Below are 13,838 nucleotides of genomic sequence, written 5' to 3'. Positions count from 1 at the left end.
GGGTCAGCCCTCCCCTCGGGCGATCTTCTCGTGATGCCGTACCACCTCGGCGACGATGAACGTGAGGAACTTCTCCGCCAGCTCCGGGTCGAGCTCCGCCTCCACCGCGAGCGCCCGCAGCCGGGAGATCTGTCGTGCCTCGCGGTCCGGGTCCGCCGCCGGCAGCCCGGCGCGGGCCTTGAGCTCGCCGACGCGCTGGGTCACCTTGAACCGCTCCGCCAGGAGATGGATCAGCGCGGAGTCCATGTTGTCGATGCTGCCGCGCAGGCGGTTGAGTTCGGTCAGTGCGTCGTCCATCGGCGCTCCTCGGGGCTCAGTGGAGGATCAGGTCGATCCGCTGGAAGGACTTGATGTCGGTGTAGCCGGTCAGAGCCATGGCCTTGCGCAGGCCACCCGCGAGGTTCATCGTGCCGTCGGGCACCCGCGACGGGCCGAGCACGACCTCCTCGAGGGTCCCGACCTGCTCGAAGAAGGAGCGCTCACCGCGCGGCAGGCGGGCGTGCCACGCCTCGCTGCCCCAGTGCCACCCGCGGCCGGGGGCCTCCGTCGCCCGCGCGAGCGGCGAGCCCACCATCACCGCGTCCGCACCGCAGGCGATGGCCTTGGCGATGTCGCCGGAGCGGCCGACGGCGCCGTCGGCGATGAGATGCACGTAGCGACCGCCGGACTCCTCCAGGTAGTCGCGGCGCGCCTCAGCGACGTCCGCGACCGCCGACGCCATCGGAACCTCGATGCCGAGCACCGAGGCCGTGGTGTGGGTGGCTCCGCCGCCGAACCCGACCAGCACACCGGCCGCGCCGGAGCGCATGAGGTGCAGGGCGGCCCGGTAGGTCGCGACCCCGCCCACGAGGACGGGCACGTCGAAGCGGTAGATGAAGTCCTTGAGGTTGAGCGTGTCCTCGCCACCGACGTGCTCGGCCGAGACCGTGGTGCCGCGCACGACGAAGAAGTCCATCCCCGCCTTCTCCAGCACGGGGGCGAACTCAAGCGTCCGGGCGGGCGACAGGGACCCGGCGACCGGGACGCCGGCCGTCCGGAGCTCCGCCAGCCGGTCCCGGATCAGTTCGGCCTTGACCGGTTCGGCGTAGATCTCCTGCAGCCGCTTGGTCGCCACGACCTGGTCCGACTGCTGCGTGATCTGCTCGTACTGGGCCTGCGGATCCTCGTAGCGCGTCCAGAGGCCCTCGAGGTTGAGCACGCCCAGGCCGCCGAGCTCGCCCATCCGGATCGCCGTGGCCGGACTCATGACCGAATCCATCGGCGCCGCGACGATGGGGACGTCGAAGGACACGGCGTCGATCTTCCACGTCAGGTCCACCTCGTCCTCGCCGCGCGTGCGCCGCGTGGGCGCGATGGCGACGTCGTCGAACGAGTAGGCGTGGCTGGCGCGCTTGCTGCGCCCAAGCTCGTACATGGGTTCTCCTTCGGCCTCAGCGCGACCAGTAGTTGGGGGCTTCGGCGGTGAGCTGGATGTCGTGCGGGTGCGATTCTCGCAGACCGGCGGGCGTGATGCGCACGAACCGGCCCCGCTCCTGCAGCTCGGGGATGGTGCCGGCGCCGGAGTAGAACATCGACTGCCGCAGCCCGCCGACCAGCTGGTACGCGACGGCGGCCAGGGGGCCGCGGTAGGCGACCTGCCCCTCGATGCCCTCGGGGATGAGCTTGTCGTCGGTGGTGACGTCGCCCTGGAAGTAGCGGTCCTTCGAGTACGAAGCCTTCCGGCCGCGTGCGGCCATGGCGCCCAGCGACCCCATGCCGCGGTAGCTCTTGAACTGCTTGCCGTTGATGAACACGAGCTCGCCGGGGCTCTCTTCGCAGCCGGCGAGCAGCGAGCCGAGCATCACCGACGAGGCGCCCGCGACGATGGCCTTGGCGATGTCCCCGGAGTACTGGAGCCCGCCGTCGCCGATGACCGGCACCCCGGCCGGACGGCAGGCGCGCGCGGCGTCGTAGATGGCCGTGACCTGCGGGACCCCGACGCCGGCGACCACGCGCGTCGTGCAGATGGAGCCGGGACCGACGCCCACCTTGACGCCGTCGGCGCCCGCCTCGACCAGCGCCTTGGCGCCGGCATAGGTCGCGACGTTGCCGCCGATGATGTCGACGGCAGCCGCGGCGGGATCCGCCTTGAGCCGCTTGATCATGTCGACGACGCCCTTGCTGTGCCCGTGTGCCGTGTCGACGATGATGACGTCCACGCCGGCCTCGACCAGCGACATCGCCCGCTCCCACGAGTCCCCGAAGAACCCGACGGCGGCGCCGACGCGCAGCCGGCCCTGGTCGTCCTTGGCGGCGTTGGGGTACTTGTCGGCCTTGACGAAGTCCTTGAGCGTGATCAGCCCGGTCAGGCGCCCCTCGTCGTCGACGATGGGCAGCTTCTCGACCTTGTGCCGGGCCAGCAGGGCAAGGGCCTCGTCGGAGCTGACGCCGACGCGTGCGGTGACCAAGGGCATGCGGGTCATGACCTCGGACACCGGGCGGCTCGGGTCGTCCTCGAAACGCATGTCCCGGTTGGTGATGATGCCCAGCAAGCGGCCGTCGTCGTCGACGACGGGGGCGCCGGAGATGCGGTAGGCGCCACACATCTCGTCGACCTCACCCAGCGTGGCGTCGGGACGGACGGTGATGGGGTTGCCGACCATCCCGGCCTCGGACCGCTTGACCTGGTCCACCATCTGCGCCTGATCCGCGATGGCGAGGTTGCGGTGCAGGATGCCGATGCCGCCCTCGCGGGCCATGGCGACGGCCATCCGGGATTCGGTGACGGTGTCCATCGCGGCGGAGGCCAGCGGGACCCCCAGGCGGACCCGGCGGGTCAGCTGGGTGCCGGTGTCGACAGCCGAGGGGATGATGTCGGACTGGTTGGGCTGCAGCAGCACATCGTCGAACGTCAGCCCCAAGGCGGCGAACGGGCTGGGCACCCCGGCTCCGGTCAGTTCCTCGAACACGCATCCACCCTTCACTCAACCGGCACGTCGGGGCCAGTCTACGCCGCCGACGCCTGCGCGCCGACCGCGCTTCCACCCGCCGGGGACGCGGCGGGGCCCCGCCCGGACGAACCGGACGGGGCCCCGCATGCAGTCAGGCCGGGAGACTCAGCTCTCGTCCTCGCGCTTGTCCACCACCAGGGTCTCGGTGGTGAGCAGCAGCGACGCGATCGACGCGGCGTTGGCGAGCGCGGAACGCGTCACCTTGACCGGGTCGATGACGCCGTGCTCGACGAGGTTCTGGTACTCGTCGGTGCGGGCGTTGTAGCCGTGGCCGACCTCCATCTCGGCGACCTTGGACGTGATGACGTAGCCCGACACGCCGCCGTTCTCGGCGATCCAGCGCAGCGGCTCGACGAGGGCCTTGGCCACCACGTCGACGCCGGCCTTCTCGTCGCCCTCGAGGCCGAGGTGGTCCCCCAGGACCGCGCCGGCGTGGATGAGGGCCGAGCCGCCTCCGGCGACGATGCCCTCCTCGATGGCAGCGCGCGTCGCGGACACGGCGTCCTCGATGCGGTGCTTCTTCTCCTTGAGCTCCACCTCGGTGGCGGCGCCGACCTTGATGACGCACACGCCGCCGGCCAGCTTCGCGACCCGCTCCTGGAGCTTCTCGCGATCCCAGTCGGAATCGGTGCGCGCGATCTCGGCCTGCAGCTGCGACACGCGGCCGGTGACCTCGGCGTGGTCGCCCGCGCCGTCGACGATGGTCGTGTTGTCCTTGGTGACGACGACGCGACGGGCGCGGCCGAGCACCTCCAGACCGACCTGGTCGAGCTTGAGGCCCACCTCGGGCGCCACGACCTGGCCGCCGGTGAGGATCGCGATGTCCTCGAGCATGGCCTTGCGACGGTCGCCGAACGCGGGGGCCTTGACGGCCACCGAGGTGAACGTGCCGCGGATCTTGTTGACCACGAGCGTCGACAGCGCCTCGCCGTCGACGTCCTCGGCCACGATGAACAGCGTGCCCTTGGCCGCGATGACCTTCTCCAGCAGGGGCAGCAGGTCGTTCATCGACGAGATCTTGCCGCTGTGGATGAGGATGTACGGATCGTCGAGGATGGCCTCCATGCGGTCCGCGTCGGTCACGAAGTACGGGGACAGGTAGCCCTTGTCGAACTGCATGCCCTCGGTGAACTCGAGCTCGGTGCCCATGGTGTTGGACTCGTCGACGGTGATGACGCCGTCCTTGCCGACCTTGTCGAACGCCTCGGCGATCAGGTCGCCGATCTGCTCGTCGCGCGAGGAGATGGTGGCGACCGACGCCATGTCGGCGGTGGTGTCGACCGGGCGGGCGTTCTCCCGCAGCCGCTCGACGACGGCCTCCACGGCCTTGTCGATGCCGCGCTTGAGCCCGATGGGGTTGACGCCCGCGGCGACCGCGCGCAGACCCTGGTGGACCATGGCCTGGGCGAGGACGGTGGCCGTCGTGGTGCCGTCACCGGCGACGTCGTTGGTCTTGGTGGCGACTTCCTTGGCGAGCTGCGCGCCGAGGTCCTCGTAGGGATCGTCGAGCTCGACCTCCTTGGCGACGGTCACGCCGTCGTTGGTGATGGTCGGGGCGCCCCACTTCTTGTCGAGGACGACGTAGCGGCCCTTGGGGCCGAGGGTCACCTTGACCGTGTTGGCGAGGATGTCGACGCCGCGCTCGAGCGCGCGGCGCGCTTCCTCGTCGAAAGCGAGAATCTTGGGCATGAAGTGGTGTCCTTACTTGCTGACGACGGCGAGGATGTCGCGGGCGTTCAGCAGGAGGTATTCCTGGCCGTCGTACTTGACTTCGGTGCCGCCGTACTTCGAGAAGATGACGACATCGCCCTCGGCGACGTCGAGCGGGACGCGGTTGCCCTTGTCGTCGATGCGCCCGGGGCCGGTGGCGATGACCTTGCCCTCCTGCGGCTTCTCCTTGGCGGTGTCGGGGATGACAAGGCCGGAAGCGGTGGTCTGAACGGCCTCGAGGGGCTGGATGAGGATGCGGTCCTCGAGCGGCTTGATCGTGGTTGCCACGTCAAACACCTTTCTGTCATATCCGACCTGAGGTCGGCGAATAGGTCAGGTTGAGCAGCGGCCGGGCGTCGTCGCGGGTGCCGTCCGACCGTTAGCACCCGACCAGGTCGAGTGCCAGCTCTTACGTTATCCCGGGTTTAGCACTCAATCAAGCCGAGTGCCAGAGTTCAGCGGATGACCCGGATGACGCGTGCGGGGTTGCCGACCGCCAGGGCATCGGCGGGGATGTCCTTGGTCACGACGGATCCCGCGCCGATGACGGCGTTGTCGCCGATCGTCACCCCTGGGCAGACGACGACGCCGCCCCCGAGCCACACGTTGTCGCCGAGCGTGATGGGCTTGGCCGACTCGACCTTGTCGCGCCGGGCCTGTGGGTCCAGGGGGTGCGTGGGGGTGAGCAGTTGCACGTTGGGCCCGATCTGGCAGTCCTCCCCGATGACGATGGAAGCGACGTCCAGCGCCGTCAGGTTGGCGTTGACGAACGTCCGCGCGCCGATGGTGAGGAAGTCGCCGTAGTCGACGGTCAGCGGGGGACGCACGTGCGCGTCCTCCCCCAGGTCCCCGACGAGGTCCGCGAGAATCGCCCGCGCGCCCGGGTCGCCGGCCACGACGGCCCGCTGGTACTCGTCGGCGAGGCGGAGGGCGCGAGCGGATCGCTCCGCCATCCTGGGGTCGTCCGCGATGTAGGGGTCGCCCGCGATCATGCGGTCCCAGTTGCTGCGGTCGTCGCCGTCGAAGTGGCCCATGAGTCTCCCTGGTGGTCGGTCAGTGTCGCGGCCAGCCTAGGCCCGCCGCGCCACGACCGCCTTCGTGCCGTCCACGGTGCGGGCCAGGATGAGCGTGGCCGACGCCGGCCCGCTGGGCCTGAGCTCCCGCCGCAGGGTGGCCGGGTCGACGTCGACGGCGCGCTTCTTGATCTCCAGGGTGCCGATGGAGTGCTGCCGGACGTAGGCGCGCAGCGCCTTGACCGAGTGGTCCAGGACGTCGACCACCTCGAAGCGGGTCGCCCACGGCGTGTCCACCGGATCGTCCGAGGACAGGTAGGCGACGTGGGGGTCGAGCAGCCACGCCCCGGGGACGGCCTCCCGCACCAGTCCGGCGCGGATGGCGGCGCCGTCGGGCTCGTAGAGGTAGCGGCCGAGCTGGGCCACCTGGGCCGGCCCGAGGGTCGGATCGGGCTCGAGCTCCAGCGCGCTGCCGGCGCTCAGCAGCACGGCGCTGCGCCCCTCGGGCAGCCTGTTCCACAGCGACACCTCCACGACGTCGCCGCCGACGCTGACCCAGGTGGCGCGCACGCCGTCGGGGATCAGCTCCTTGGGCAGCCCCGGGCCGAGCTTCACGCAGACGAAGCGGGGCGAGGCGAGGTGGTCGAGGACGAGCTGCCACGGCGGGGTGAAGTCCGCGACGTGCCACGTGCGGCCGCGGGCGGTGCGCCGGGCCGGGTCCAGGAACACCCCGGCCGACAGGGGCACCGGCGTGTCCTCCGCCCGGCCGAGGCTCGCGGGGCCGGCCCCGACCAGGGCGAGGTTCCAGGTGGCGACCTCAACGGTGAGCGCGTCCGCGTCGACGGCGTGCACGACGAGCCCTGCCTCGGCCATCGCCATGGCGTCGGCCCCGATGCCGCAGCCCAAGTCCCACGCCTCCCGGACCCCGGCCGCGGCGAAGCGTGCGGCGCGCCAGGCGCTCACGAGATCGCGGGTGGCCTGCTCGAGGCCATCGGGCGTGAAGAGCATGGCGTCGGCCCGCGCGACCTTGGCCCGGGCACGCCGGCGCAGGGCCGTCTGGGTGAGCGCCCACGCCGCGTCCTCGGGCCCGGCCACCGCGCGCAGGCGGGTGGCCGCACCGAGCGACGACGGGTCCGGCTCGCGCGCGGCGACCTCGAGGGCGGCGACGCGCGCCGGGCCGATCACGTCGAGTACCGCCAACCGACGCTGTGGCCGCCGTCGTAGGGCAGGACGCCGTGGAACTGCGGGACCGACTCGTCGAAGACCAGCGGGAGGAAGTGCCGGTCGCCGTCCCACATGGGCAGCTCCATCACCGTGTCGACGTCGTGCCAGGCGAGCGTCCCCTCGGGGTTCTCCGGAAACGGCCGGCCGGTGAAGCCCGTGATGAGGAACACGAACCCGAACACGTCGCGGCCGTTGAAGCCGGGCCACGAGACCGTGCCGCGTAGCCGCATCGACGTCACCTCGATGCCGGCCTCCTCGCGGATCTCCCGGCGCATCGCGTCCGCGACGTCCTCGTCCCGCTCGACCTTGCCGCCGAGCCCGTTGTACTTGCCGAGCTGCTCGTCGTCGGACCGGGAGATCCGGTGGACGAGCAGCACCCGACGGCGGTCCGGGCTGAGGATGTAGCCCAGCGTCGTCAGTTCCGGCGCATACGGCATGTCAGGACTCGGTGCGCGGGCCCCGGGCGTCGTAGTCGAGCTCGCGGGTGTCGAGCTCCACGACCTCGTCGCCCAGCTCCTTGAGCAGCTCATAGCGCGCCTCGCGGCGCTCCCGCTGCTCGATCGGGTCCGGGACGGGCGCCGCGGCCAGGAGACGCCGCGTGTACTCCTCCTGCGGGTGGAGCAGGACGTCCTCGCGCGTGCCCTTCTCGACGATCTTGCCGTACTGCATCACGACGACGCGGTGCGCGAGGGAGTCGATGACGGCGAGGTCATGGGAGATGAACAGGCAGGCGAAGCCGAACTCGCGCTGCAGTTCGGTGAACATGGCGAGCACGGACGCCTGGACGGACACGTCGAGTGCCGAGGTGGGCTCGTCGGCGACCAGCAGGTCGGGGCTGAGCGACAGCGCGCGGGCGATGGACACGCGCTGGCGCTGTCCGCCGGACAGCTCGTGCGGGTACCGGTTGTAGACGCTGCGCGGCAGCTGGACCGCGTCGAGGAGCTCGTGGACACGCGCCTCGCGCTCCTTGGCGTTGCCCACCTTGTGCACGCTCATCGGTTCGGCGATGACGTCGCCGATCGGGAACCGCGGGTTCAGCGACGCGGCAGGATCCTGGAAGATCACGCCGATGCGCTTGCGCAGCGACTTCAGCTCGTGGCCCCGCAGGCCGAGCAGGTTCTGGTCGAGGACCCGCACCTCGCCGGACTTCGACGGGATGAGGCCGAGCAGGGCACGCCCGATGGTCGACTTGCCCGATCCGGATTCGCCGACGAGGCCGACGATCTCGCCGCGACGCACGTCGAAGCTCACGCCGTCGACGGCGCGGAACGGCTTCTTGCCGGCGCGGTGGTACTCGACGACGAGGTCGCGCACGTCGAGGGCGGCCTCGGCGGTCGGCTCCACCGGGTTGGGCGCGACGCCGAACTGGCCGTGGCCCTCCCCCAGGCGCGGCACGGCGGCCAGCAGCCGCTTCGTGTAGGGGTGCTGCGGCTGCAGCAGGACCTGCTCGACGGGCCCGCGCTCGACGATGGTGCCCTTGAACATCACGGCGACGTTGTCGGCCATGTCGGCCACGACGCCCATGTTGTGCGTGATCAGCAGGATGCCGGTATTGAGCTTGTCCTTCAACGACCGCAGGAGGTCGAGGATCTCGGCCTGGACGGTCACATCGAGGGCCGTGGTGGGCTCGTCGGCGATGATGACGTCCGGGTCGCAGGCCAGCGCCATGGCGATCACCACGCGCTGCCGCATGCCACCGGACAGCTCGTGCGGGAACTGCTTGGCGCGGCGCTCGGCGTTGGGGATGCCGACGGCGTTGAGCAGGTCGACGGCGCGGTCCCAGGCATCGCGGCCGAAGGCGACGCCGTGCACCTCCATAGCCTCGGTGAGCTGCTCGCCGACGGTGATGACGGGGTTGAGCGCGGTCATCGGCTCCTGGAACACCATGGCGACGCGGTTGCCGCGCAGGGAGCGGAGCTGGCGGCCCGAGAGCTGGCCGATGGACTTGTCCGTGACCCGGGTGTCGCCCTGGATGCGGGCGGTCTTGGGCAGCAGTCCGAGCGCCGTGGTCGCGGTGACGGACTTGCCCGAGCCCGACTCGCCCACGAGCGCCATCACCTCGCCGGGCTCCACGCTGAGCGTGATGCCCTTGACGGCGTGCACGGTGCCGAACTCGGTGCGGAACTGGACGTCGAGCTTGTCGAACTTGAGGACCGGGTTCTCACCGGTGAAGCGGGGGGTGGTGGTCATGGTCGGGCTCCTCAGTCCATCTGCTGGCGGGGATCGAACGCGTCGCGCAGGCCGTCGCCGATGAAGTTGACGCACAGGGCCACGGCGACGATGAACACGCCCGGCCACCAGAACAGCCAGGGGCGGGTGCTCAGCGCGTTCTGGTTCTCGGAGATGAGCAGGCCCAGCGACGTGTTCGGCGGCCTGACCCCGAAGCCCAGGTAGGACAGCGCGGTCTCCACGAGGATCGCCGCCGAGATGAGCAGCGTCGCGTTGACGATGATCGTGCCCAGCGCATTGGGCAGGATGTGCCGGACGATGATGCGCCACGGGGAGGTTCCCACGGCGCGTGCCGCGGCGACGAACTCCCGTTCGCGCAGGGAGAGGACCTCGCCGCGGACGAGGCGGGCCAGGCCGGTCCACGACACCAGCGCGAGCATGCCGGCCAGCGCGAAGATGCCGCCCACGTTGCCGGCCATGCGGCCGAGGACGGCGGCCAGCACCAGCGTCGGGATGATGATGAACAGATCGGTGACGCGCATGAGGAACGCCTCGGCGAGCCCCCGGAAGTAGCCGGCGGCGGCGCCGACCAGGGTGCCGATGATCGTGGCGGCGATGCCGACGGTGAAGGCGATCGCCAGGGAGTTCTGCGTGCCCAGCATCACCAGCGCGAAGTAGTCCTTGCCGATGGTGCTCTGGCCGAAGGGGTGCTCGCCGATGGAGAACGGCCACAGGGTGAGGGTCGGGGCGCCGCCCACCTCCTGGATCGGGTAGAGGTCGACGTGGTTCTTGCTCCACCAGCCGGGGATCGGGCCGAACCCGATCGACGTGATTGCCAGGAGCGCGATGAGGATCAGGAAGGTCAGCGAGATCATCGCACCGCGGTGCCGCAGGAAGCGGCGCAGGACGAGGCGCCCCTGCGAGTACGACTTGTCGGTCGTCGTGACCTCGTCGGGCATGCTCTCGATCTCGTACTCGGCCTCGTGGACCTGGTCGAGCTGGGCGGGGTTGTTCGGTTCAGTCATGGTTGACCCTCACTTCCTAGCGGGCGATCCGCGGGTCGAGGATGGCGTAGGCGATGTCCGCCAGCATGTTCATGGTGACGGCGGCCGTCCCGGTGACCAGGTAGAAGGCCATGACGGGGGCCGGGTCCACGGCGGCGAGGCCCGTGCGGAAGAGGTTGCCCATCCCCTGCCAGCCGAAGACCGTCTCGGTGATGACGGCGCCTCCGATGAGGCCGGCGAAGTCGAACGCGACGATGGTGGCGAGTGGGATGAGCGAGTTGCGCAGCGCGTGCCGGGTGATGACCTTGCGCTCCGAGATGCCCTTGCTCCGCGCGGTACGGATGTAGTCCTGGTTGAGGACGTCCAACATGGAGGCGCGGGTGTAGCGCGTGTAGGACGCGATCGAGATGAGCATGAGGGTGACGGTCGGAAGCACGATGTGCGTCAGCGCGTCGAGCGAATGCATCCAGAACGTCGACTCGTAGTTCGGCGTGGCCGAGCCGATCGTCGGGATGGGCCGCGGCTGCTCCTTGAGGTACCCCGACCAGTTGGACAGCAGCAGATCGGCGATCGCCAGCAGTGACGCCAGCAGCGCTGTCACGACGGAGGCGAGGGTGGCCTGGCGACGGGAGAATCCGCCCAACAGCTGGCCCGCCGCGACGGCGACCGCGATGGCGGCGACGAAGCACACCAGCAGGATCGGGATGGTTGCGCTGGTCATGAGGAACCCGCGCACGGCGATGTAGCCGACGAGCGCGACGCCGGCCGTCGCGGCGACGGCGTTGCGTACCCGCTGGTTGTGGAAGCCCGACGTCAAGACGATGACCAGCACGGCGGCGCCGATGACGCCCAGCACGTAGACGGGGATGCCGATGGCCGGGCGGCGGAACCAGGTGACCAGGTCGAAGTAGGTGAGGATCGCGACGATGCCCAGCGCGACCGCCGCGAAGGTGATCAGGCGACGCTTGAGGTCGCCGCCGAGGGCGGCCTGCAGGATGAAGGCCAGCACGGCCGCGACCGCGAGGATGACCGGCCAACTGAGGTCGGCGTCGACGATCCAGTTGTTGAACTCGATGGCCGCGTAGTGCTTGAGCAGCACGCCGAGCCAGAAGACGGGCAGCGAGAAGGCGATGAACGCGAACAGCGTCACGCCGTAGTCGAAGCCGGAGTACTGCCGGATGGCGGTGATGATGCCGAGGATGACGCCGATGACGATGGCCAGCAGCGAGGCGAGGACGACGAGTCGCAGCGTGGACGCCGCGGCGGTGGCGACCAGTGCGTTGACCGACTGCCCGTTGATCGCGGTGCCGAGGTCGCACTGTCCGACGAGGCACCGCGAGGCGCCGGTCAGCCAGTCCCAGTAGCGCTCGTACCACGGCATGTCGAGGCCCATGTTCTCGATCCGCTGCCGGATGCGGTTCTCCCGGTTGGGGTCGTTCGACTCCCGGAGGTCCTGCAGTGGGTCGCCCGAGTTGATGACGAGCACGTACAGCAGCAGTGACCCGAGCACGAGGATCGCCAGCGAGATCCCCAGGCGTTTCGCGATGAACTTGAGCAAGATCGGTCCTTCGACATGGTCCGGGCGCCTTCAGCGGCGCCCCATCCGCCGCATACTACGGCAGCGGGCAGAGTGGATGAAATGGTGTATGCACGGGAATCGGGGCAGGTGACGCGCGGCCACCTGCCCCGATCCGTTACTGATTACTGACTGGTGTGGTCAGCCGGGTCACTGGGCGACCCACTGTGGGGCGTTCCACGACACCTGGTCCTGCGTGGCGGTGGCGCGCACGTTCTGCAGGGTGGAGTCGTAGGCGACGACCAGCGGGTGGGCGTACAGCGGGATACCGAACAGCGAGTCCCACAGCTCCTTCTCGATGATCTTGGTCTGCTCGAGGTGGACGCTCTCGTCGAGGGTGGCGACGAGCTCGGCCCAGGCCGCGTCGACGGTCTCGTTCGAGTACTTGCCGTAGTTCTGTCCCTTGTTGGTGGCGTAGATGTTCTCACCCGAGGTGATCTGACCCGAGCCGGCCCAGGCGAACAGGGCCACCTCGTAGTCGCCGTTGACGAGCGCGTTGTCGAAGAAGTCCTCCGCGCTGGCATCGATCACGTTGAACCCGGCGTCCTTGCAGGAGGCCTGGATCGCGGCGACGGTCTCGGCGCGGCGCTGGTTACCGGCGCGGTAGCCGATGCGGACATCGACCGGGGTCGCCACACCGGCGGCCGCGATGAGCTCCTTCGACTTCTCGATGTCGACGGTGTCGTAGCGGCCGTCGTACGACGCGCCGATGACGTCGTCGTAGTTGTCCTGGAACGGGAACACCTCGCGGGCGTTCATGAGCTCGGTCTCCGGGGAGATCGGCTTGATGAGCGTGTCGACGATCTGCTGACGCGGCACGCAGTAGGCGAACGCCTCACGCAGCTGCAGGCCGGTGTCCGGGTTGCCGAAGACGTTGTTCTCGCGGAAGTTGAAGTCCAGGTGCTCCCACGTCAGGGAGGAACCGGACTCGATGGTGACGGCGGAGCCGAGGGCCTCCAGCTGGCCGACGGTGTCGACGGTGGCCTGAGGCTGGATGACCTGGACGTCCTTGTTGCCCAGGGCCTGAACCTGCTGCGCATCGTCGATGAACCGGAACACGAGGTCGCGGGTAGCGGCCGGGGTGCCCCAGTACTGCTCGTTGGCGGTCAACGTCAGGGAGTTACCTGCCTGCCAGCTGCCCTCCTTGAGGACGTACGGGCCGGACGACGGGGTGAGCGCCGGGTCGGGGAGTTCGCCGGGGTTGAAGATCCAGCCCTCGTTCCAGAACGTGGCGGCGGACTTCACGGTGTCGGCGTCGCGGTCGATCACGGCCTGCGCCAGCGCGCCGGGCTCGAGGCCGGCCTCACGGGCGATGACGTGCTCGGGGAGCGCGGAGGTGACGATGATCCGGTAGTCCGGGTTGGGGTTGCTGTAGGTGACGGTGAACTCCTTGGAGCCGACCTCACCCTCCGGGCCCTCGGGGACGTACTGCGCGAACGACGTCGACACGTGGTCGAAGACCGCCGAGGCCTCCTTGTCCTCACCGCTGGCGAAGCCGGGGGCGATGAACTCGGGGTTCTGGGCCGCCCACTCCATGAGGTAGTCGTTGATGGTCACCGGGGTGCCGTCGGACCAGACGGCGTCCTCGTTGATCGTGTACTTGATCGTCAGCGGGTCCTCGGAGGTCACCTCGTAGGTGCCGAAGTCCGTGTTGTCGCAGATCGTGCCGTCGGTACCGAAGTACACGAAGCTGGAGAACATGTGGGCCGCGATGACCGAGTTGTAGGTCGAGTACGTGGCGTTGGTGATCGAGTTGTAGCCACTCCAGTCGCCGGGGCCGGCGGTGTAGCGGACCTCGCCGTCCTTCGTCTCGGTGATGCCGACGTCCTGCAGGCAGCCGGCGGCGGCCGAGTCGCCGTCGGTGCCGCCGCTGGCGGACGCCGATGCCGACGCCGAGCCGGTGGCGGTGGCGTCGGGATCGGTGGCGTCGGGGCTGGTGCAGGCGCCGAGCAGCAGTGCGCTGCCGAGCACCAGACCAAGGGACGCCTTGGTTCCCTGGAACTTCATTCTTTCTCCTAAGTCGTAGACCGACGGAAAAGCGGCCCGACGGGCCATGTGTTCCAGGAACATAGCCAAGGCACGTTCAAATCGGCTAGGGCCACGCGGTGTTTGACACCAGATCGTTACCAATCTGTGGCCTAGCGCACCAAAA

General features: G+C 69.5%; 12 protein-coding genes. All 12 read right to left on the bottom strand.

What is annotated here, in order from left to right:
• Positions 1-3 precede the first annotated feature (3 nt).
• Positions 4-297: a chorismate mutase gene (locus BCR15_RS04285; RefSeq protein WP_068750753.1), complete on the bottom strand. Its 294-nt coding sequence runs from the start codon at positions 295-297 to the stop codon at positions 4-6.
• 16 nt (positions 298-313) lie between these two features.
• Positions 314-1,414: a GuaB3 family IMP dehydrogenase-related protein gene (locus tag BCR15_RS04280; RefSeq protein ID WP_068750751.1), complete on the bottom strand. Its 1,101-nt coding sequence runs from the start codon at positions 1,412-1,414 to the stop codon at positions 314-316.
• A gap of 16 nt (positions 1,415-1,430) precedes the next feature.
• On the bottom strand, positions 1,431-2,936 hold the full coding sequence (guaB, locus tag BCR15_RS04275) for an IMP dehydrogenase (RefSeq protein WP_068751099.1): 1,506 nt from the start codon (positions 2,934-2,936) through the stop codon (positions 1,431-1,433).
• A 159-nt stretch (positions 2,937-3,095) separates the two neighbouring features.
• Positions 3,096-4,679, bottom strand: a complete 1,584-nt coding sequence (gene groL, locus BCR15_RS04270; protein WP_068750749.1) for a chaperonin GroEL — start codon at positions 4,677-4,679, stop codon at positions 3,096-3,098.
• Positions 4,680-4,691: 12 nt separating this feature from the next.
• Positions 4,692-4,988 (bottom strand): co-chaperone GroES, encoded by a 297-nt coding sequence (gene groES, locus BCR15_RS04265; RefSeq protein WP_068750747.1) that lies wholly within the window; start codon positions 4,986-4,988, stop codon positions 4,692-4,694.
• Between the two features lie 167 nt (positions 4,989-5,155).
• Positions 5,156-5,734, bottom strand: a complete 579-nt coding sequence (locus tag BCR15_RS04260; RefSeq protein ID WP_068750745.1) for a sugar O-acetyltransferase — start codon at positions 5,732-5,734, stop codon at positions 5,156-5,158.
• Between the two features lie 36 nt (positions 5,735-5,770).
• Positions 5,771-6,898: a class I SAM-dependent methyltransferase gene (locus BCR15_RS04255; RefSeq protein ID WP_078919701.1), complete on the bottom strand. Its 1,128-nt coding sequence runs from the start codon at positions 6,896-6,898 to the stop codon at positions 5,771-5,773.
• On the bottom strand, positions 6,895-7,374 hold the full coding sequence (locus BCR15_RS04250; RefSeq protein ID WP_068750742.1) for an NUDIX hydrolase: 480 nt from the start codon (positions 7,372-7,374) through the stop codon (positions 6,895-6,897). Before BCR15_RS04250 ends, BCR15_RS04255 begins: the two co-directional genes overlap by 4 nt.
• A 1-nt stretch (position 7,375) precedes the next feature.
• Positions 7,376-9,127, bottom strand: coding sequence for an ABC transporter ATP-binding protein (locus BCR15_RS04245; RefSeq protein ID WP_068750741.1), 1,752 nt, complete (start codon positions 9,125-9,127; stop codon positions 7,376-7,378).
• A gap of 11 nt (positions 9,128-9,138) precedes the next feature.
• Positions 9,139-10,131, bottom strand: coding sequence for an ABC transporter permease (locus tag BCR15_RS04240; protein ID WP_068750739.1), 993 nt, complete (start codon positions 10,129-10,131; stop codon positions 9,139-9,141).
• A 16-nt stretch (positions 10,132-10,147) separates the two neighbouring features.
• Positions 10,148-11,668 (bottom strand): ABC transporter permease, encoded by a 1,521-nt coding sequence (locus BCR15_RS04235; protein WP_068750737.1) that lies wholly within the window; start codon positions 11,666-11,668, stop codon positions 10,148-10,150.
• A 168-nt stretch (positions 11,669-11,836) separates the two neighbouring features.
• On the bottom strand, positions 11,837-13,693 hold the full coding sequence (locus BCR15_RS04230; protein WP_068750735.1) for an ABC transporter substrate-binding protein: 1,857 nt from the start codon (positions 13,691-13,693) through the stop codon (positions 11,837-11,839).
• Positions 13,694-13,838 lie beyond the last annotated feature (145 nt).

It is taken from the genome of Tessaracoccus lapidicaptus, from assembly GCF_001693815.1.
GTDB lineage: Bacteria > Actinomycetota > Actinomycetes > Propionibacteriales > Propionibacteriaceae > Arachnia > Arachnia lapidicapta.
The sequence above is the reverse complement of the archived record's forward strand: the minus strand, read 5'-3'. Positions and strand labels throughout refer to the sequence as shown.

Bases quoted from the DNA above. Each gene is read 5' to 3' on its own strand.
- BCR15_RS04285 (WP_068750753.1), bottom strand. From the start codon at position 297: ATGGACGACGCACTGACCGAACTCAACCGCCTGCGCGGCAGCATCGAC.
- BCR15_RS04280 (WP_068750751.1), bottom strand. From the start codon at position 1,414: ATGTACGAGCTTGGGCGCAGCAAGCGCGCCAGCCACGCCTACTCGTTC.
- groL (WP_068750749.1), bottom strand. From the start codon at position 4,679: ATGCCCAAGATTCTCGCTTTCGACGAGGAAGCGCGCCGCGCGCTCGAG.
- BCR15_RS04260 (WP_068750745.1), bottom strand. From the start codon at position 5,734: ATGGGCCACTTCGACGGCGACGACCGCAGCAACTGGGACCGCATGATC.
- BCR15_RS04250 (WP_068750742.1), bottom strand. From the start codon at position 7,374: ATGCCGTATGCGCCGGAACTGACGACGCTGGGCTACATCCTCAGCCCG.
- BCR15_RS04245 (WP_068750741.1), bottom strand. From the start codon at position 9,127: ATGACCACCACCCCCCGCTTCACCGGTGAGAACCCGGTCCTCAAGTTC.
- BCR15_RS04240 (WP_068750739.1), bottom strand. From the start codon at position 10,131: ATGACTGAACCGAACAACCCCGCCCAGCTCGACCAGGTCCACGAGGCC.
- BCR15_RS04230 (WP_068750735.1), bottom strand. From the start codon at position 13,693: ATGAAGTTCCAGGGAACCAAGGCGTCCCTTGGTCTGGTGCTCGGCAGC.